Origin of the sequence: Myxococcus hansupus (genome assembly GCF_000280925.3) — a bacterium.
GTDB lineage: Bacteria > Myxococcota > Myxococcia > Myxococcales > Myxococcaceae > Myxococcus > Myxococcus hansupus.
In genome coordinates, this window is sequence record NZ_CP012109.1 from 4,764,642 (window position 1) to 4,781,819 (window position 17,178).

Genomic DNA, 17,178 nt, shown 5'->3' on the forward strand with positions numbered 1-17,178 from the left:
CGAGCGACGTGACGTGCACCCAGGTCATGGCGCGGCCCGCCGATCCAGCACCTGCCTGCTGAAGCGCCCGAAGTCATCATCGATGCCCCGCAGTTGCTGCTCGAGTCGCCGGGCCCCCTCCCCCAGGTCTCCAGGCATGCTCCCCAGCAGCGAGAGAACGCCGCGGAGCCGCACGAGCTCGCCCTCCTTCAACGCGAGCATCGGGAAGCGGCTGCGCACCAGCCGGTCCACGGTGCGCTCGGCGTCGGCCCGCTCCGTCAGGGACTCGGGGGACGGTAGCGACGTGAGCAGTTGGGTCAACCAATTGCGCAGGTACTTCACGCGTGTCTGGACGAAGGCCAGCTCCGCGTGGGCCACCGCCGCGCGCACGGCCTCGGAGAGGAACCCTGGCACGGAGACGCCCTGGTTCGGCGACAGTTGCCCATCCAGCCCCAGGAGCGCGGCCAGCTCGCCATCCGGCGCGTTCGCGCCGAACTCCCCCCGGTAGAACACGTAGGCGTCGCCGTTGAGCACGGAGGTGGTGGCGGGGGGCGGGTTGGCCGCGTCGCGCGAGAGGCGGCGAGCATGCTCGCTCAGCCGGGATTCGATGACGTCACGGCACTCGGTGAACACCGCCTCCACGGTGACGCCTTCGCGACGAAGGTTCTCCGCGACGGACTGCACGGCGCGCCCGTACTGCTCGATGCGCTCGAAAGGCGTGGAGGTCAGCACGTCGCGGGCGTACGCGATGCCCAGGGGCAGCAGCAGCTCCTGCTTGAGCCCCTGCTGCGAGGGGTCCAGGGCGGTCAGCGAGTTCTCCAATTGGGACAGGCGGCGCGAATCCACCGACAGCGCCTCCAGCGGCTCCCTGCGGCTCCGCGCCACGTTCCCCTGGAACGCGAACATCGCGCGGCGGCGCAGCGCCGCCACGACACGGCCCCGCACGCGCACCTCCGCCTCCCGGAGACGCTCCAGCGCCGCGGGCGCCCCTTCCGCGAGCCGGCTCCCCAGTTCCACCGTCTGCGACAGCTCCTCTTCGAGGTTGTCCGCCAGCCCGACCAGGCCCTCCAGCTTGAGCCCATCCTCGAAGTCCACGCTCTCCGCGGAGAGGGCAATCATCTCCTGCGCGCCCACCAGGAAGCGGGCGGTGGCCTCGCACAGGTGCCCGAAGCCGGGCCTCAGCTCGGGAATGCCCTGGCAGAGCGCCAGGACATCGCCGAAGGACGACAGCAGCGCGAGCCCACCCCGCCCCTCTCCATGCCCCGCGATGCCTCGCGCCAACCGCTGTTCCTGCGCGGCCACCAGCGCCCGCGCCGCGGCCACCAACGGCGCGCGGTTCTGGCATGCCGAGGTCCCGGCACCAGCTTGGTCAGCAAGGACTTCGCCGTGGACGAAACGAGCGCGGGCTGCCAGTTCCGGCCCAGGGAGTCCGCCGCGCCCACCTCCTCGGAGGAAACCAGGGCATGGGCCTCACGCTCCACACCGCCGCCGAGCTCCTGCCGCACCTTGGCGAGGGACTCATCGAAGGCGCGCTGCTCCAGCCGCACGATTTCGAGCTGCGCCCGCTCGCGCGGGTCCACGACGGACTTCAGCAGGGCCTCCGTCTCCCCCGCGGACGGGCCGCCGAGCAGGAAGAACCAGCGCAGCGAGTCCAGGTCCTCGACGGTGGCCTCCAGCGTCCGCTCCGGACGGCGGTAGATCTGGTCGCGCACCACGGCGGCCTTCAGGGCCCAGAGCGCCTTCACCACCGAGCGCTGCGAGAAGTACTTCGTCGGGACGTAGTCCGGCAGCTTCGACACCTGGAGCGCCAGGGCACGCTCCAGCGCGTCCGCCAGCAACTCCACGCCTTCCATGACGTGGCTGGGCACCACCACCTTCGTCACCGCGTCCTGGAGCAGGTCCACCTGCTGCAGCGATAGCTGTGCGCGCAAGTCGGGCCGGGCGCCGTGTGAGTAGCGGTGCAGCATGGCCGCCCGGCTTTCCCGCCGGGCGAACGCCTTGGGCACGAAGCAGATGAAGCTCAGCCGGTCCGCGAAGGCCAGCAGCAACTCCGGCGAGCGGGCCAGCACCTCGGAGAGGTAGCGGTTGCTCGTCATCACGACGCACTCGGTGCGCCCGGTCGTCACGCGCCGGCCGTGCTTCAGCTCACGCTCGTACAGCACGTTGAGGATGGAGCGCAGCAGCATGTCCCGGCCGTCGAACACCTCGTCCAGGAAGGCGTGCTCCGACCCCAGCATCCCCTCGTCGGTGAGGTATTCGGTGCGCCCCGTCTCGGTGAGGACCTTGAAGTCCACCGGACCGATGAGGTCCGTCTGCACGGTCGACTCGGCGAGCTGCTTGGAGAACAGCGAGGGCAGCCCGTTGCGCTCGTCGATGATGCGCCCGAGCACCGCGCTGGCGATGGCGCTCTTGGCCGTCCCGGGAGGCCCCACCACCAGCACGTGCTCGCGCCCCAGGAGCGCCAGCTCGAGCTGGGTGAAGAGCGTCTCTCGCTCCAGATAGGCCTCCCGGAGTTCACCAAAGAAGTGACGGAAGGCCCGAGCGGCCTGGACGTAGGTGGACGGTTGAGCTTGCACGAACAGTCCCGGGGTTTGCGGGGAGCGGCCATGCTATCCGCCGCGCTCCTCTTATTTGAAGTGAACCGCGCAAGTGCCGTCCGGGCACTGACGTCCGGCGATGCGGAAGCGATAGCGGGCGACGATGCGATAGCCGGCGTCCAGGAGCTGTCGCAGTCCCGGGAGATAGTACACCCGGAGCAGCCGCCCCAGGGGCCTTTGGCCCAGCGCCAGGACCAGGGCCTCCAGCCCCTCCACCACCCGCCCGTCCGCCAGGACGAGCTGCAGGGCCTGCTCACAGCGGTCCTCCGTGACACCCGGGAAGGCCGCCAGCACGCCGTCCTCGCGAAACGAGAGCAGCCGCGTCCCCGTCTTCCCCAGCCACCGTTGGAGCTGACGCGCCGCCCCGCCGCACAGACGGCAGTGCCCGTCATAGAGAATCACGTCATGCCCCGGGGACGTCGTTCGAAGCGCCGAGCCCATGTCAGCGAGGCCTCAAGACGTCATGCAGATGCGCATGGACGCCGCGCCAGATGTCGTGCTGCCGCTCGATGGGGTCCATCAAGGCCATGCCCACCGTGGTCGCAGGCGAGCTGCCCTGGAAGGCGGAGTACTGACGAACCTGGGTGCCCCCTTCCCTGTCGTCCTCGAAGACGAACCGGTTCGTGCCCCGCAATGGATGCCCATCCAGGGTGGTGATGTGCAGGGTGTTCGCGCCGGGATCCAGGCGCACCGTGATGGGTGCCCACACGGGTGGCAGCCCCTTCTCCTCCAGGAAGAGCCTGGCCCCGTCCACCAGCGCCGTGGCTGCCGGGCGGATGCGGATGCCGGCGGCCTCGAACACCGCCGAGGGGTGGCGGACGAAGTACGCGTACGCCTGCGACGGAGCCACGCCGGGAATGCTGCTGGTGTAGTCCGTCAGTGAGGTGGGCGCCCCCTGGATGGGAGGGCTGGGCTTCAGGTGGTCCAGGTGGACGCGCGCATAGGCATCCACGGCGGTGCGATCCCCCAACAACTGGCTGTACGCGGCGGCCTCGGACTGCGCCGCCGTCAAGGCCCCCTGCCGCACCTGCTCCATCAGATTGCCCGTGGGCTTCGGAGGAAACGCGCCGCCCACGCCGAAGTCGAACCGATTGTCCGCCCCCGTCCGGGGACCCGAGCGAGGCCCCGGCACCGTCAGGCCCGGAGACGGAGGCAGGCGGGGCCCGCGATAGGCCTCCACCGTCGACCCTCCGGTGGCGGAGGCAGGCCGGCATTGCGCCGTGCGGGTCGGCGGCGGAATCGGCGGGGACGAGGATGGCCCTTCAGAGGAAACAACGCCGGGATGAAGCGGCGACGGCGACGAGGGGATTCGGGACACGCAGCGCCCTTTCACGGGTGGAAGGCCGCCCCAGCCCTTGCACCGCCATCGCCACCCCGACGCCCAGTCCCATCAACCGCTTGGAACACCCGAGCGTCCCGCTTCTCGTACGGCCGTCCTCCCTTCCGGAACACGTCCCGCCCCGCAACGCAGAAGGGCCGGCCCCACCGCGTGGGAACCGGCCCTCTGCTCACGTCAGCGACTCACCGCGGCGGGAACTACGACTGCCGGAACTCGGCGTCCACCACGTCGTCCTTCTTCGCGCTGGCCTGCGAGCCCGGCGCCGCGGAAGCATCGGCCCCCGGAGCACCCTCGGCACCCGGCGCGCCGCCCGTGGCGCGGTACATCTCCTCCGCGGCCTTGTAGCTGGCGGCCTGGAGCGCATCGAGCGCCGTCTTGATGGCGTCCTTGTCCTGGCCCTCGCGAACCGCGTTGAGCCCGGCCACCGCCTCCTCGAGCGCCTTCGCCGTGTCCGCGGACAGCTTGTCCTTGTTCTCCTTCAGCAGCTTCTCGGCCGCGTAGGACTGGCTCTCCGCCTGGTTCTTCATCTCCACCAGCTCGCGGCGGCCCTTGTCGGCCGCCTCGTTGGTGCGGGCGTCGGCGACCATCTTCTCGACCTCGTCCTTCGCGAGACCGGACGAGTGGGTGATGGTGACCTTCTGCTCCTTGCCCGTGGCCTTGTCCTTGGCGCTGACGTTGAGGATGCCGTTCGCGTCGATGTCGAACGTCACCTCGATCTGCGGCACGCCACGCGGCGCGGGGGGCATGCCCGACAGGTGGAAGCGACCAAGGCTGCGGTTGTCGCCCGCCATCTCACGCTCGCCCTGGAGGACGTGGATCTCCACCTGCGTCTGGCCGTCCGCGGCCGTGGAGAAGGTCTCCGACTTGCGCGTGGGGATGGTGGTGTTGCGCTCGATGAGCTTCGTCATCACCCCGCCCAACGTCTCCACGCCCAGGCTCAGCGGCGTCACGTCCAGCAGGAGGATGTCCTTCACCTCGCCGGAGAGCACGCCGGCCTGCACCGCGGCGCCCACGGCCACGACCTCGTCCGGGTTCACCGAGCGGTTCGGCTCCTTGCCGAACAGGCGCTTCACGGCCTCCTGCACCTTCGGGATGCGCGTGGTGCCGCCCACGAGGACGATCTCGTTGAGTTCCTTCGGGTCCACGCCGGCGTCCTTCAGACACTTGCGGCAAGGCTCCAAAGAGCGCTCGACGAGGTCGTCGATCATCGCCTCGAACTTGGCGCGCGTCAGCTTGACGTTGAGGTGCTTCGGACCCGACGCGTCCGCCGTGAGGAACGGCAGGTTGACGTCCGTCTCCATCGCGCTGGACAGCTCGATCTTCGCCTTCTCCGCCGCCTCCTTCAGGCGCTGGAGGACCATCTTGTCCTTGCTGACGTCGAGCCCGGTGTCCTTCTTGAACTCGGCGATCAGCCAGTCCATGATCCGCAGGTCGATGTTGTCGCCGCCCAGGTGCGTGTCACCGTTGGTCGCGAGCACGTCGACCACGTTCTCGCCCACTTCCAGGATGGACACGTCGAAGGTGCCGCCGCCGAAGTCATAGACGGCGATCTTCTCGTCCTTCTTCTTGTCCATGCCGTACGCGAGCGCCGCGGCGGTCGGCTCGTTCACGATGCGGCGCACCGTGAGGCCCGCGATTTCACCCGCGTCCTTGGTGGCCTGGCGCTGGGCGTCGTTGAAGTACGCCGGGACGGTGATGACCGCCTCCGTCACCTTCTCACCCAGGTAGTTCTCGGCGGCGCGCTTCAGCTTCAGCAGCACCTGCGCGCTGATCTCCGGCGCGCTGTACTGCTTGCCGTCGATGTCCACGCGCGCGTCGCCGTTGGGCCCCCGAGCCACCTTGTAGGGGACCAGCGTCGCCTCCTCGGCGACCTCGTCGTGCCGGCGGCCCATGAAGCGCTTGGCCGAATAGATGGTGCGTTCCGGGTTGGTGATGGACTGGCGCTTCGCCACCTGGCCGACCAGGCGCTCGCCGTCCTTCGTGAACGCAACCACCGAGGGCGTGATGCGGCTGCCTTCCTCGTTGACGATCACCTTGGGCTCGCGACCCTCCATGATCGCCACCACGCTGTTCGTGGTGCCCAGGTCGATCCCGATAATCTTGCCCACGGTTCGTATCCTCCGGAAAAGACTGCGTTTTTCTTGAAAGCTTCTGATGTACGCCCAACGTAACCACCCACCCCAGGCTGTCAAACAGGGAGGGCCACCGGGCCGCACATCTGAAGTTGGTGCCGCTGGCTGCGTAGCGCAGTGCGCAGGAAAAACGCGCGCTGCGTCACAGCCGTGCCACCTGGCCGCCACGGGTGCGTAACGCGCTCTACACCTCCGTCACCCCGCGGTAGCAACCGGGCGAGCCTCTGGGCAGCAGGGAACGATTCAACCCCTTGAAACTCCACGCTCGCTCGCCTGCTAACGCTTCGCGTCAAGCCTTGGCGAGGATTGTGCACTGTCCCCCGGTGTCGCCGCCCGGTCCCCCACCGGCGCCTACTTCCGGAGCCTCCTCATGCTGGTCCAACCTCTTCGCTCTCCCGATCTCCGACGTGCTCCCACATCGGAAGCGGCCGCCGAGCACAAGGTCGCGGTCCTGCTGAACGCCAACGCCCGGAAGGTGGACGCACGGGTGGTGAAGTCGCTGTCGCACGTGGTGCCGGAGCAGGACCTGTTCCTCTCCCGCTCGCCGCTGGACGCCCGGCGCATCATCCAGACGGTGCTGGAGCGCGGCTACCCCATGGTCTTCACGGGTGGCGGTGACGGCACCTTCATGGGCTTCGTGAACGAGGCCCTCCACCAGATTGGCCCGCGGGGCCGCTTCGCGGGCAAGACGGCGCCCCGCTTCGGCATCCTCAAGCTGGGCACCGGCAACGGCCTGGCCGCCTACGTCAATGCCTCCGGCACCCGGGGCGACGGCATCCTCAATGACGTGCTCCGCGCCCGCACGGGTGAGGTGCCCGGGTACCGCCCCATGGACCTGCTGATGGTGGACGGGCAGCGCGCGCCGTTCGCCGGGCTGGGCGTGGATGGCAAGGTGCTCAACGACTACATCTGGGTGAAGGAGAACCTGGGCAAGGGCCTCTTCAAGAGCGTGCTCAGCGGTGGTGGCGGCTACTTCTCCGCGGTGGCCTGCAAGACGGTGCCGCACTACCTCACCCACTCCACCTGGGTGGAGTGCGAGGTCGTCAACGGCGCCTCCGAGGCCTACCGACTGGGACCGGATGGCAACGCCGTCGGAGAGCCGCTGGCCCCCGGCGCCACGCTGTTCCGCGGCCGGCTGATGATGGCGGCGGCGGGCACCATGCCCTTCTACGGTTACGGCTTCCGGATGTTCCCGTTCGCGGGACAGCGCCGGGGCTTCATGCAGCTCCGCCTGGGCCAGGTGACGCCCACGCAGGTGCTGGCCCACCTGCCGCGCCTGTGGAATGGCCGTTGGTTCCCGGAAGGCCTCATGGACTTCCACGCCCGCGATGTCACCATCCGCTTCGCCAACCCCATGCCCTTCCAGGTGGGCGGCGACGCGGCCGGCTACCGCGAGCAGGTCTCCCTGTCCGTGGCCCCCGAGTCCGTCGAGCTGGTCGACTTCACCGGCGCGATGAACTGAGGACCACCCCGCGGGCCGCGGCTAGCCGCGGTCTCGGGACGCGGGGGGCTTCTCCCCCTGCTCCTTGCGGCGCCCCACGACGAAGGCGTAGCTGACGCTGGCCTTCCCGTTGCTCTCGCGGTGCAGCGCCACCTCTTCGCGCAACGCCGCGGGTTGCGTGCCCGGAATGGCGGCCAGGAACGCCTCGATGTCCCGGTAGTGCGCGTCCAGCTCCGTGTCATGGAGCGACTCCGCGGACTCGGGCTCGTAGCCGGCGCCTTCCACCACCTGCAGCAGCTCGCGCGGCAGCAGCATGGGGCCGGACACGCGGCGCTCCCAGAAGTCCAGCGCGGCCTTCGGCGCGAAGCGCCCCACCCTGGCGGGGAACGTGAACCCCAGCCGGCCCCGCCTCGCCAGCAGGCCGCGCATGTTCGCCAGCGTGGCCTTCAGCGGATAGAGCACCCGGCCCTGGATGAGGATGCCGTGGAAGGCGCCCTCCGGGAGGCCCAGCGCGTCGAGCGACACCCGCTGCACCTCGATCTGGTCCGACAGCCCCTTCACCCGCACGCGTTCGCGCACCGGGCCGAGGAGGGACTCGTCCGTATCGGCGGCCACCACAGAACAGCCCAGCTCCTGGGCCAGCAACACAGCGGCGTTTCCGTCGGGGCCACAGCCGAGTACCAACACTCGTGAGCCGGGCTCCAACTGAGCCACCTTGGCGAAGCGACGCGTTGCATCATCCGAGCTGAAGGCGCGCCGGACGTCCGCGGGGTGATACAGCGGGAAGGGCTCGGGCGGGCTCATGGTCCCTCATATACCCGCCCCGTCTGGAGACTTCCAGCCACCGCCGGGCCCGAATGCGACAGGGACCGGCGGAGGGCTGAGCCTTCAGAGGTAGTAGACGACGCGCTCGTCCTTGTGGAGCGCGTCGTAGATGGAGCGGCGGTGCTCCTCGGACAGCAGGTACACCGACACGCTCAAGGACACGTACTTGCCCTTGCTACTGGGTTGCTCGCTGATGGAATCCGGCGAGATGTCCGTGCCCATCAGCCGCTTGAACAGCTCGCGCACGTGCTCCGCGAAGCCGGCGTCCTTCGCGCCCATCACCTTGAAGGTGTAGACGGAGGGGTACTCGATGAGGGGCTTCTTCTCCCCTTCGGCGGCGGGGGGGCTTCCAGCGTCTTCCTTCGTCATGTCACGTACCGGCGCTACAGCAGGTTGGCGGCGAGTTCGGCCAGAGCGCTGCGCTCACCCTTGGACATGGTGATGTGCGCGGCGATCTTCTCGCTCTTGAAGCGGTTGACCACGTGAACCAGGCCGTTGTTGGTCGCGTCCACGTACGGGTTGTCGATCTGGAACGGGTCTCCCGTGAGGATGATCTTCGTGTTGTCGCCCACGCGGGTGATGATGGTCTTCACCTCGTGGGGGGTGAGGTTCTGCGCCTCGTCCACGATGATGAACTGGTTGGGCAGGCTGCGGCCGCGGATGTACGTGAGCGGCTCGATCTCCATCAGCCCCAAATCCAGCAGCTCGTGGTAGCCGCGCCCGGCCTTCTTGTCCGCGCGGCTGAGGTTCATCAGGAACTCCACGTTGTCGAAGATGGGCTGCATCCAGGGATTCAGCTTCTCCTCGACGCTGCCGGGCAGATACCCGATGTCCCGGCCCAGCGGGAAGATGGGGCGGCTGACGAGCAGCTTCTGGTAGAGCCCCTCCTCCGTCACCTTCTGCAGGCCCGCGGCGATGGCGAGCAGCGTCTTGCCCGTGCCCGCCTTGCCGACGATGGTGACCAGCTTGATGTCGTCGTTGAGCAGCAGGTCCAGGCAGAAGGCCTGCTCCATGTTGCGCGGACGCACGCCCCAGGTCCCGTCCTTGATGTGCCGCACCAGCGGCACCAGCCGGCCCTTGGAGCCGTTGAAGCGGCCCATGGCGGTGTGGGACGGGTTCGTCTCGTCCTTGAGCAGGACGACCTGGTTGGCGAACAGGGACTCGGCGTCCGGGAGCTCCACCTCGGCGCCCTGGCGGTACATCTGGTCCACCAGGTCCTTGGAGACGAGCCGCTCGGCGAACCCCGTGTACAGCTCGGTGATTTCGACGCGCTCGGTGTCGTAGTCCTCGGCGATGAGGCCCAGCGCGTCCGCGCGGATGCGGAGGTTCGTGTCCTTGGTGATGAAGACGGCCTGGGTATCAGGCTCCGCCGCCATCAGGTCGAGCGCCACCCCGAGGATGCGGTTGTCCATCAGGTTGCCGTCCGCCATGGACGACGGCAGCGCGCGGTCGGTGAAGCTCACGCGGAGCATGCCCCCGTGCGGCAAGGGGACGCCCTCCTTCAGCGAGCCCTCCGCCCGGAACGAGTCCAGGTAGCGCGCCACCAGGCGTGCGTTGCGCCCCAGCTCGGAGAGGTCGCGCTTGAACTGATCGATCTCCTCGATGACGTAGATGGGGATGATGACGTTGTTGTCTTTGAACCCGTAGATGCTGCGGGGATCGTGAAGCAGGACGTTGGTGTCGAGAATGAAGTTCTTACGCATCGTGCGTTGCGCGACCTGAAGGTTCGGGTGCGACCGCGTGGGACCGTGCGACGGCGCTTCTCCTGACCACTATAGGCACCACCACAGGGGGAAACAGCCTGCTTGTCGCGGGGACAGGCCGCTGTCCGATACCCCACGCGCCAGCCGAGGGAAATGTCAGCGGAGTTCCACGTGACTTTCGCTGGGTCAACGTGGATCAGCCCTGTAGCACGAGCGCGCGTCCGTTCAGTGCGACACGACGGGCGACAGCGGATCATACCCGAGCAGCTCCGCCACCCGCTCGGGAGGCGGCCCCGGGGGCATCCGTTCCCAGGGGAAGCGGCGCTGGAGCGTCTCCTCGTCGAGCGAAATCCGCCGTCGGGCCTCGAGTTGGAGCGCGTCGTCCCATGCGTTCGTGTCGAAGTGCTGGCCCAGCCGCGACGACAGCGGCGACAGCATGGGCGTGGACTGGAAGGCGGCCATCTGGCCAGCGTCATCGCGCATGCACCGCAGCTCCACGGCCCAGGCGTGCAGCCAGCGAGGAAGGTGCTGGCCCGCCTGACGAAGCGCGAGGAAGCGGCCCTGGGCGGCCCCGTCCACGAAGAGGAAGCGCCGATCGTAGACACACGCGGCGGCGAAGGAGGACGGCGTGAGCGCCAGCGCCTCGGTGCCGATGCGCCGGGCCATGAGCAGGAGCACGTCGAGGATGTGCCCCGCGAGCTTGAGTCCCGGGTGGCTCTGCCCGGGGAGCGGCGGCCGGTTCCAGTCGAAGTGGCGGCCCGGGTGCTGGAGCAGCAGCGAGTCCAGGTACAGCAGGGGTGTCGCCGCGAGCGCATCCCCGAGCCCGACTTCGGAGCCCGTGGTGCGGCGCAGCTCCAGGTCCGCCACGGGCGCATAGAAGCGGCGGCTCCAGAGGATGATGCGGGGATGGAACGGGTCCGCGCTGAGGACGCGGAGCTCCAGGGGCCCGACCCGCTCCTCGACGCGCTGGAACAGGCCGTAGGCACGCAGCGCGCGCTCCAGGCCCTCGGGGCTGTAGGTGCCGAAGACCAGGTCACCGCGGGACGCGCCGTTCGTGGCGAGCCCCAGGTCCTCGAGGGTCATGCCCACGTTTTCGGAGACGGCCAGGTCGGGTCCGCGCAACGCCTGATAGATGCGGCGGTAGCGGGGGTTGACGGGCTGTATCCGAGGCATGGCGTTCCTCTACTCGTAGCGGATGTCCACCACCGTGAGTTCAATCTCGCCGCGCGGCCGCCGCACCTCGACCGAGTCCCCCACCGTCTTGCGGAGGAGCGCCCGGCCCATGGGGGATTCCACGCTGATGCGGCCACCGGACGCGTCGATCTCGTCTGAACCGACAATCTGATAGGTGCTCAGGGCGCCGTCCTCGTCCTCCAGGGACACCGTGGCGCCGAAGTAGATGCGAGAGCGGTCGCTCTGCTCGGCGGGGGTGACGATGGTGGCGGTGTCGAGCCGCTTCTGGAGGAACCGGAGGCGCCGGTCGATTTCGCGAAGGCGCTTCTTCCCGTAGATGTACTCGGCGTTTTCGGAGCGGTCGCCCTGGGCGGCGGCGGCGGAGACCTCGGCGGTGACCTTGGGCCGCTCCTCATTGAGGAGGTGGACGAGCTCGCGGTGCATCCGCTCGGCCCCTGTCCGGGTGAGGTACCGGCGGAACGGGGCGCGCTCGGCGTCGTCGTCTGCCTCCGGTTCGTCGGGATGTACTTCCTGGGACATGCCTTCTGTATATCGCCGGGGGGTGACGGGGAGGAAAAGGGGCCGGAAGGGACGTTCACCGGAAGGCGGACGGTCAGACCGAGGGATGTCAGGAACGTTCCCATGCGCTCGCCAGTGGAAAGCGCCGCGAAGTGCTGGTAGGAAGCGCCTGCCCGGGGGGCTCCCGGGTGGTGGTAGAAAATTTAAAAAAGAATAGTGCGAGTCGCTAGCTCAGCTGGTAGAGCACCGGCCTTTTAAGCCGAGGGTCGGGGGTTCGATCCCCCCGCGACTCATGCAGTTGCAGTGAAAGTGTGCCGTCCCCGTCGTCTAGAGGCCCAGGACGCTGGCCTTTCAAGCCGGTAACACGGGTTCGAATCCCGTCGGGGACACTGTAAAAACGCGGGGTTGGACGAGTCAAATCGTCCAACCCCGTTCGTTTTTGGCCGTTCAGTGCTGTTAGCGTGCCCCTCTAACATCGGGCAGCGCGCCCCGCACTTTCAGCCGTCCAGCTCTCCCCTCTTCTCTACAACTTGATCCACCAGACCCATTGGGGTCGCGATACGCGCCGAAACAGTCGCCGCTCAGAGCGTCGTCACGTCATCCCGCTTGCGCTTGCCGCGACCACGAGGCGGAAGGGTCGCCATCGAATCCAGCGCCTCTTCTGCCTGAGCAGCCCGCGCCTTCAACTCGACTGCTGCGTCGGCCTTCGTGAAGGTGCCGCCAAGCCAGGCCGTCAGGTCAGCCGCCACCTCCCCCGCTGACTGGTAGCGCTCGCGGGGGGAGACCCGAAGAAGCCGGTTCAGCGTCACCCGTAGCCCCTGGGGAAGACCCTCGGTCATCGCGTCTACGTCCGCAACCGTCAGCGTCGCCGCGCGCCAGATCGCGTCGGCCACCAACGGCGGCGCCCCTGCGAGCGTGGCCCGCTTGATTGCCCGCGAGACCCGCCGACGCTTCTTTGTGGACAACGAGCCCATGACTTCGGGCGTGGTGTCGTCAGGGCAAAAGAGAAGGTTCTTCCCTGTCGCCAGTTCGAGCAGCACCACGCCCAGCGTAAAGAGGTCGGAGCGCGCGTCGACGCCCCCTCCGAGCAGCATTTCCGGTGACGAGTAGAAGTGGTCTCCCAAAGGGCCCCGCGCGGATGAGGCCACTCGGCCCGGCAAGTCGGACAGCGCGAGGCCGAAGTCGGCGAGCTGAACCGTCCCGTCCCAATTGACGAAGATGTGCTCAACGTCGACGGCTCGATGAACGATGTTGAGTGGCCGTCCCTGCTCGTCCCTCGCGGCGTGTGCGTGCTCAAGAGCCGCTGCGACCTGCGCCCCGACATAGAGCACGAAGAGCGGCGAGAACCATCGCCTACTCTCCCCGACGAGCGTCAGCAGCTCATTCAGGGAGTGGCCGTCCGAGTGCTCCGTACTGACGTACCAGTAGCCCTCCACCTTGTGGAGCCCATGCACCTTGAGGATGGCCGGGTGCTTGAGGAACGTCGCAAGGCGAACCTGCTCGTCGAGCTTCGCGCGCGCACGCATGACCCGGGCGCCTTCCGTTTCGGATGGAGCCGGAACCGCCTTGAGCAACACCTTCCCACGAGGCGCCCCGGACGCAGCTCGCAGCCGCGCCACGAAGAGGGACATCCCGTGGTGAGTCGGCCCCAAGTCCTCTCGAAACTCGTAGCCGACCCCGTCCGCCGAGAAGAGGATTGCCCCCCGCGGAATCTTGAACTCGATGGCCTTCGACATGCCGTTGCCCCTCGTGTGCGAATTCGCAACCAACGCGACGAGGGAAACGCTACCTGCAGCATCTGGTCGAGGGAACGCCCTCACAGGTCATGGGGTCAAAACGGCGCGTTCGGCCCGAAATTGACCTCCTACCTATTACGTCTTTCGCGACGCTCAGGGCCAACGGTCTACAACGTAACCGCCACCCAAGTTGTACGCCTTCACCCTGCCATCTTCGTACCCCTCGGAAGGCGACTCGACGACGAAGCAAACCGGGCGCTCGTCCTGCCCAGGGAGCTTCACTCGATCGTAGCGGATGACCAGTGCAGGCCCCTCAGAGCGGCCCATTCGATCGGAAAGGAAGTATGCCTTGCCGTAGAAGCGCGTTCCGGGGGGGGCGACCGCCCTTTGGTCTGATGGAACGCCCTTTGGAACGACCCCCATCACCTCCGCCCCGGCAGTAAACCAAACGTAGGCTTCCGTCTCATGACGGGCATCCAAGGTGAGCGCGAAACTCTGATTCACCTTCCAGCGAAGGTCCTCCCGCATCACATCCTCCGCACCAGCCGGGCAAGTGAACGCCTCAGGTCGAATCTGGGCACTGGGGCAACCCGCCGCGAGCGCCGCAACGAGCGTCATCGTCGCGCAGTCGGCAGCAACGGCGGCCTTCGTCCTCCCGCGTGACTGGCGTCCTTGGGGCGGGACCTCGGGTGACGGAGTCGTCTTCACGGTTGAACCTTCCTTCGGAGCAGCAGTTACTGGACCCGTCAGCAGTACAGGCGGAGGGCTACGTAGTGACATAGCAGGCGCAGTCGACATGAGCGGCGCGGAATGTGGAGGCCCCGAAGGGCGCGCCACACCAGCAACGGGCGGCTCCAGGAACTGCGTCCGTTCCCCCTGGCTGAGCCAGAAGCCCCCAGCCACGACAAGCGCGATGAGGGCAGAAATGCCTGCCAGGAGTCCCCGCCCTCCCCGACCAACACGCCCAGTCCACGAATCGAGGCCCGGGTTCGCAACCGCAGGCAGTACCTGGTCTGGCGGCGCCAATGGCCGCTGTTCGGACGGAGGATGCACCGGGGATAGGTACTCCGCGCTCGAATCGACCAGAAGTTCGCCCAGTTCACGGCGCAGCGCTTCAGTGTCGACGGGGCGTCTGGATGGCTCACGCGACAGAATGCAATCAACGAGGTCGTTCAGCGCTTCCGGAACACGCACGTTCAACGCACGCGCAGGAGGCGGCTTCATGACAGTGCTATTGAGCGTAACTCGCGCCTGAACCTCCGTCGGTCGGGGGTCCGTCAACAACTCATAGAGCATCGCCCCGACAGCGAAAATCTCGTCCGCAACTTGGAAGGCGTACTTCGCTCGCTGTTCGGCCTTGTGTTCCCGGAGCCATGTGAACTGTTCCGGCGCACGAAAGCGGTCCGTTCCCGGCGGCAAGCCCCAATCAGTCAGCTCTTCGGCCAACGAGTAGCTTGCACAGCTAAAGTCGATAATGACCGGCTCTCCATCGCTCTTCCGAATCAGAACGTTGGACAGCTTCAAATCCCGATGCAGAACGCCACGGCCGTGCATGTACGAAAGCGCGGCGGAAATCTTGTCGAAGACCTGCAAGACCTCCTGAACAGTGGGGTGTTTACGTTCCGCCCATTCAGCAAGGGTCCACCCCTCGACATACTCAAGCGCCAGATAGACGTTCCCCTGCTCGGAGTATCCATACCCACGGTGCTTGACGATGTTCGGATGGTCCAGGAGGAGGAGGGCCGAAAGCTCCCGAAGCGTCCGCGCGTGAGTCTGCTTGTCGTCCCCACTCGAATCCCGGTGGCGCGCCAACTTGAGCGCGCATCTGCAACCGTGCTTCTCGACGAGGTAGACGACTGCAAACCCTCCGTTTCCAAGCTCCCGAACAACACTCCATCCGTCGATGGTCACACCAGGGGATGGAAACAGCGGAATCACGTTCATGGAGTTCCCCCGGAGACAGCCTTTGGCAATCTCACATTGGGAATCATAAGCGTGCGACCATCTCCAACCACTTCCAAAGTATAAACTGGTCCATTGCTCAACTGCGTTGTTTCAGCAACCGCGAGAATGCGTCCGAATCCACCTGGAACGAATGCACCTGCGTCCACTGTCACAATCCGAGCACGCAGCGGCAAGCCGGCTCGCCCCGTCAACATAGCCTCTCGTGGCACCCATGGTGCCCGCCCGGGATGGTTCCGAATAGTGGCATCGACCAATACCCATCCCTGTCCACGATAAGCCATCGCTGAAATCACTGAGAATCCTCGCTCCGAATCAGCGCGGAGTTTGATGGGCGTCGCCGTTACGCCGTCCTTGTCAACGTACCCCAGCAGCACGAAGTCTTCGGGTCGAGGCATTCGCGGCACGTCTATCGGACACGCAATGTCCATCGGATCGGGACGTTGTACGTCGATCCGCGTATCCACTTCGGTCGGGTCCGTGACCAGTGAGAAGGCAGCTCGAGAAGGAGCCCGGCCATCCGCGAAGAAGACCCCGACTTCGTAGCGCTCGCCTTCAGGGAGGTCCGCCACAGGCTGAACAATGACCGACCGCTCACCGGCATCGAGGACGCGAATCCGCGACTCGTCGAAGGTCAGGGTCTTCCGGTTGATGGGCGCCGGAAACAGGAAGAGCGTCGGCGTGTCATGCGCAACGCGGACGACAGGAAGAGCATCCGCGGGGCTGTTTGCAACGAACACCGCTCGGTCCCGCTTTGCGCGTTCCTCTTGTGCTGCCATGGCTGGCGTCGCAGCCTCCCACGCGAGAACGAGCGCAAGGGCCAATCTGACCGGTTGGATCAAAGGCGCATGACCTCCCAGAGCAGGAAGCTACCATCGCAGATACTCGCGCAGTGGGCCTATTTCCTACAGGCCAGCACGCCCCGTGCGATGAGCGGTCCCCCTTGCCCCACTCTTGGCCTGTTGGTCCCGCCTTGGGACTCGGTGCCTCAAAGTAGCGGGTCATCCACTTCTCTCAAGGGATGGGCTTATTCGGCCTTCAACGCGAAGCTGTGGACCCACCCCTTCCGCTTCGGCTTGTTGGCCGTCTCCACCTCATAGCGCACGCCGGCCTTGCCGAAGTCCTCATACCCGACCACGACCACCGAGATGCCAGGCTTCAGCTCCGCCAAGAGGTCCTCAGCGAGCCACCGATCTGCCCTGCGAGACAGACTGATGGTGTTTGAGAACTCGGATGAAAGGACGAGGGTGGCGCGCGTCCCCTTTGCGAAATACGACCTCTGATTGAAATAGGAATCATCCAGGCTGATCTTCGCCTGCCACTCGGAAAGTGGCACGCCCGGATCGGCTGCGCTCCACTGCCCACCAGGGGCAAACTCACCGATTGCGGCGTCGGCCCCATGTTCATTCGCTCCGAGCCATACGCAGCCACGCTGACTGCCCCGAGCCTCACGGGCACGCTGTCGTAGGACTTGAGCAGCGCATGTCGGACGTTTGATTCCAGGTCCTCCCGAGAAAGCCCATGGGGCACGCGCACCCTCACGAGCAGGCGGGGGACCCCCGCTATGTCAAGGCGATCCATGTTGATGATCTCGTAGCGGGGAGTGAAGTCGGGGTTGACGCCCAGCACCTCCGCAGCCGTGGGCTGCTTCGCCAGTTCCTTCCCCGACGGCTCACGGCAGGCCAGAATCAGGACCACACCAGCAACGGGCAGCAGTCGGAGACCTCGCATGCCCGGGAGGCTACTTGCGCCCGGCTTGGCAATTCAACGGC

General features: G+C 66.9%; 13 protein-coding genes, 2 tRNA genes and 1 pseudogene. 3 read left to right on the forward strand and 13 right to left on the reverse strand.

Translation table 11 applies throughout. From position 1 onward, the window contains the following. Positions 1–24: 24 nt before the first annotated feature. The 4 genes and pseudogenes from A176_RS18245 to dnaK all read right to left on the reverse strand — a co-directional run bounded on the left by A176_RS18245 (position 25) and on the right by dnaK (position 6,023). Positions 25–2,555: pseudogene (locus tag A176_RS18245) on the reverse strand (AAA family ATPase). Positions 2,556–2,606: 51 nt separating this feature from the next. After that, complete coding sequence (locus A176_RS18250; protein ID WP_002640266.1) at positions 2,607–3,017, reverse strand: thiol-disulfide oxidoreductase DCC family protein; 411 nt, start codon at positions 3,015–3,017, stop codon at positions 2,607–2,609. A 1-nt stretch (position 3,018) separates the two neighbouring features. Then, complete coding sequence (locus tag A176_RS18255) at positions 3,019–3,756, reverse strand: hypothetical protein (protein WP_002640265.1); 738 nt, start codon at positions 3,754–3,756, stop codon at positions 3,019–3,021. 356 nt (positions 3,757–4,112) lie between these two features. Further along, positions 4,113–6,023, reverse strand: a complete 1,911-nt coding sequence (gene dnaK / locus A176_RS18260; RefSeq protein WP_002640264.1) for a molecular chaperone DnaK — start codon at positions 6,021–6,023, stop codon at positions 4,113–4,115. Positions 6,024–6,417: 394 nt separating this feature from the next. Between dnaK and A176_RS18265 the strand changes: the two genes are divergently transcribed. After that, positions 6,418–7,509, forward strand: a complete 1,092-nt coding sequence (locus A176_RS18265; protein ID WP_002640263.1) for a diacylglycerol/lipid kinase family protein — start codon at positions 6,418–6,420, stop codon at positions 7,507–7,509. A 21-nt stretch (positions 7,510–7,530) separates the two neighbouring features. On the opposite strand, the gene A176_RS18270 is transcribed toward A176_RS18265, so the two are convergent. From A176_RS18270 to greB, 5 genes are all read right to left on the reverse strand, one after another. After that, the gene (locus A176_RS18270; protein ID WP_002640262.1) at positions 7,531–8,292 is read right to left on the reverse strand and encodes an SAM-dependent methyltransferase; all 762 of its coding nucleotides are present in this window, start codon (positions 8,290–8,292) and stop codon (positions 7,531–7,533) included. A gap of 84 nt (positions 8,293–8,376) precedes the next feature. Then, on the reverse strand, positions 8,377–8,682 hold the full coding sequence (locus A176_RS18275) for an HP0495 family protein (protein WP_002640261.1): 306 nt from the start codon (positions 8,680–8,682) through the stop codon (positions 8,377–8,379). Between the two features lie 14 nt (positions 8,683–8,696). Beyond that, complete coding sequence (locus A176_RS18280) at positions 8,697–10,016, reverse strand: PhoH family protein (RefSeq protein ID WP_002640260.1); 1,320 nt, start codon at positions 10,014–10,016, stop codon at positions 8,697–8,699. A 225-nt stretch (positions 10,017–10,241) separates the two neighbouring features. Then, the gene (locus tag A176_RS18285) at positions 10,242–11,189 is read right to left on the reverse strand and encodes a hypothetical protein (RefSeq protein WP_002640259.1); all 948 of its coding nucleotides are present in this window, start codon (positions 11,187–11,189) and stop codon (positions 10,242–10,244) included. Positions 11,190–11,198: 9 nt separating this feature from the next. After that, positions 11,199–11,729: a transcription elongation factor GreB gene (greB, locus tag A176_RS18290; RefSeq protein WP_002640258.1), complete on the reverse strand. Its 531-nt coding sequence runs from the start codon at positions 11,727–11,729 to the stop codon at positions 11,199–11,201. A gap of 199 nt (positions 11,730–11,928) precedes the next feature. Here greB and A176_RS18295 point away from each other — a divergent pair. Next, a tRNA-Lys gene (locus A176_RS18295) sits at positions 11,929–12,001 on the forward strand. 23 nt (positions 12,002–12,024) lie between these two features. Then, a tRNA-Glu gene (locus A176_RS18300) sits at positions 12,025–12,097 on the forward strand. A 192-nt stretch (positions 12,098–12,289) separates the two neighbouring features. Here the strand turns inward: A176_RS18300 and A176_RS18305 are convergent. The 4 genes from A176_RS18305 to A176_RS39085 all read right to left on the reverse strand — a co-directional run bounded on the left by A176_RS18305 (position 12,290) and on the right by A176_RS39085 (position 16,577). Continuing rightward, positions 12,290–13,444, reverse strand: coding sequence for a serine/threonine protein kinase (locus tag A176_RS18305; RefSeq protein ID WP_002640257.1), 1,155 nt, complete (start codon positions 13,442–13,444; stop codon positions 12,290–12,292). 153 nt (positions 13,445–13,597) lie between these two features. Continuing rightward, entirely contained in the window at positions 13,598–15,388 is a 1,791-nt protein-coding gene (locus A176_RS18310; protein ID WP_002640256.1) for a serine/threonine protein kinase, read from the reverse strand. After that, on the reverse strand, positions 15,385–16,248 hold the full coding sequence (locus tag A176_RS38055; RefSeq protein WP_082282766.1) for a DUF2381 family protein: 864 nt from the start codon (positions 16,246–16,248) through the stop codon (positions 15,385–15,387). The genes A176_RS18310 and A176_RS38055 overlap by 4 nt, the downstream gene beginning before the upstream one ends. Positions 16,249–16,433: 185 nt before the next feature. Beyond that, positions 16,434–16,577, reverse strand: a complete 144-nt coding sequence (locus A176_RS39085) for a hypothetical protein (RefSeq protein ID WP_002640255.1) — start codon at positions 16,575–16,577, stop codon at positions 16,434–16,436. Between the last annotated feature and the right edge of the window lie 601 nt (positions 16,578–17,178).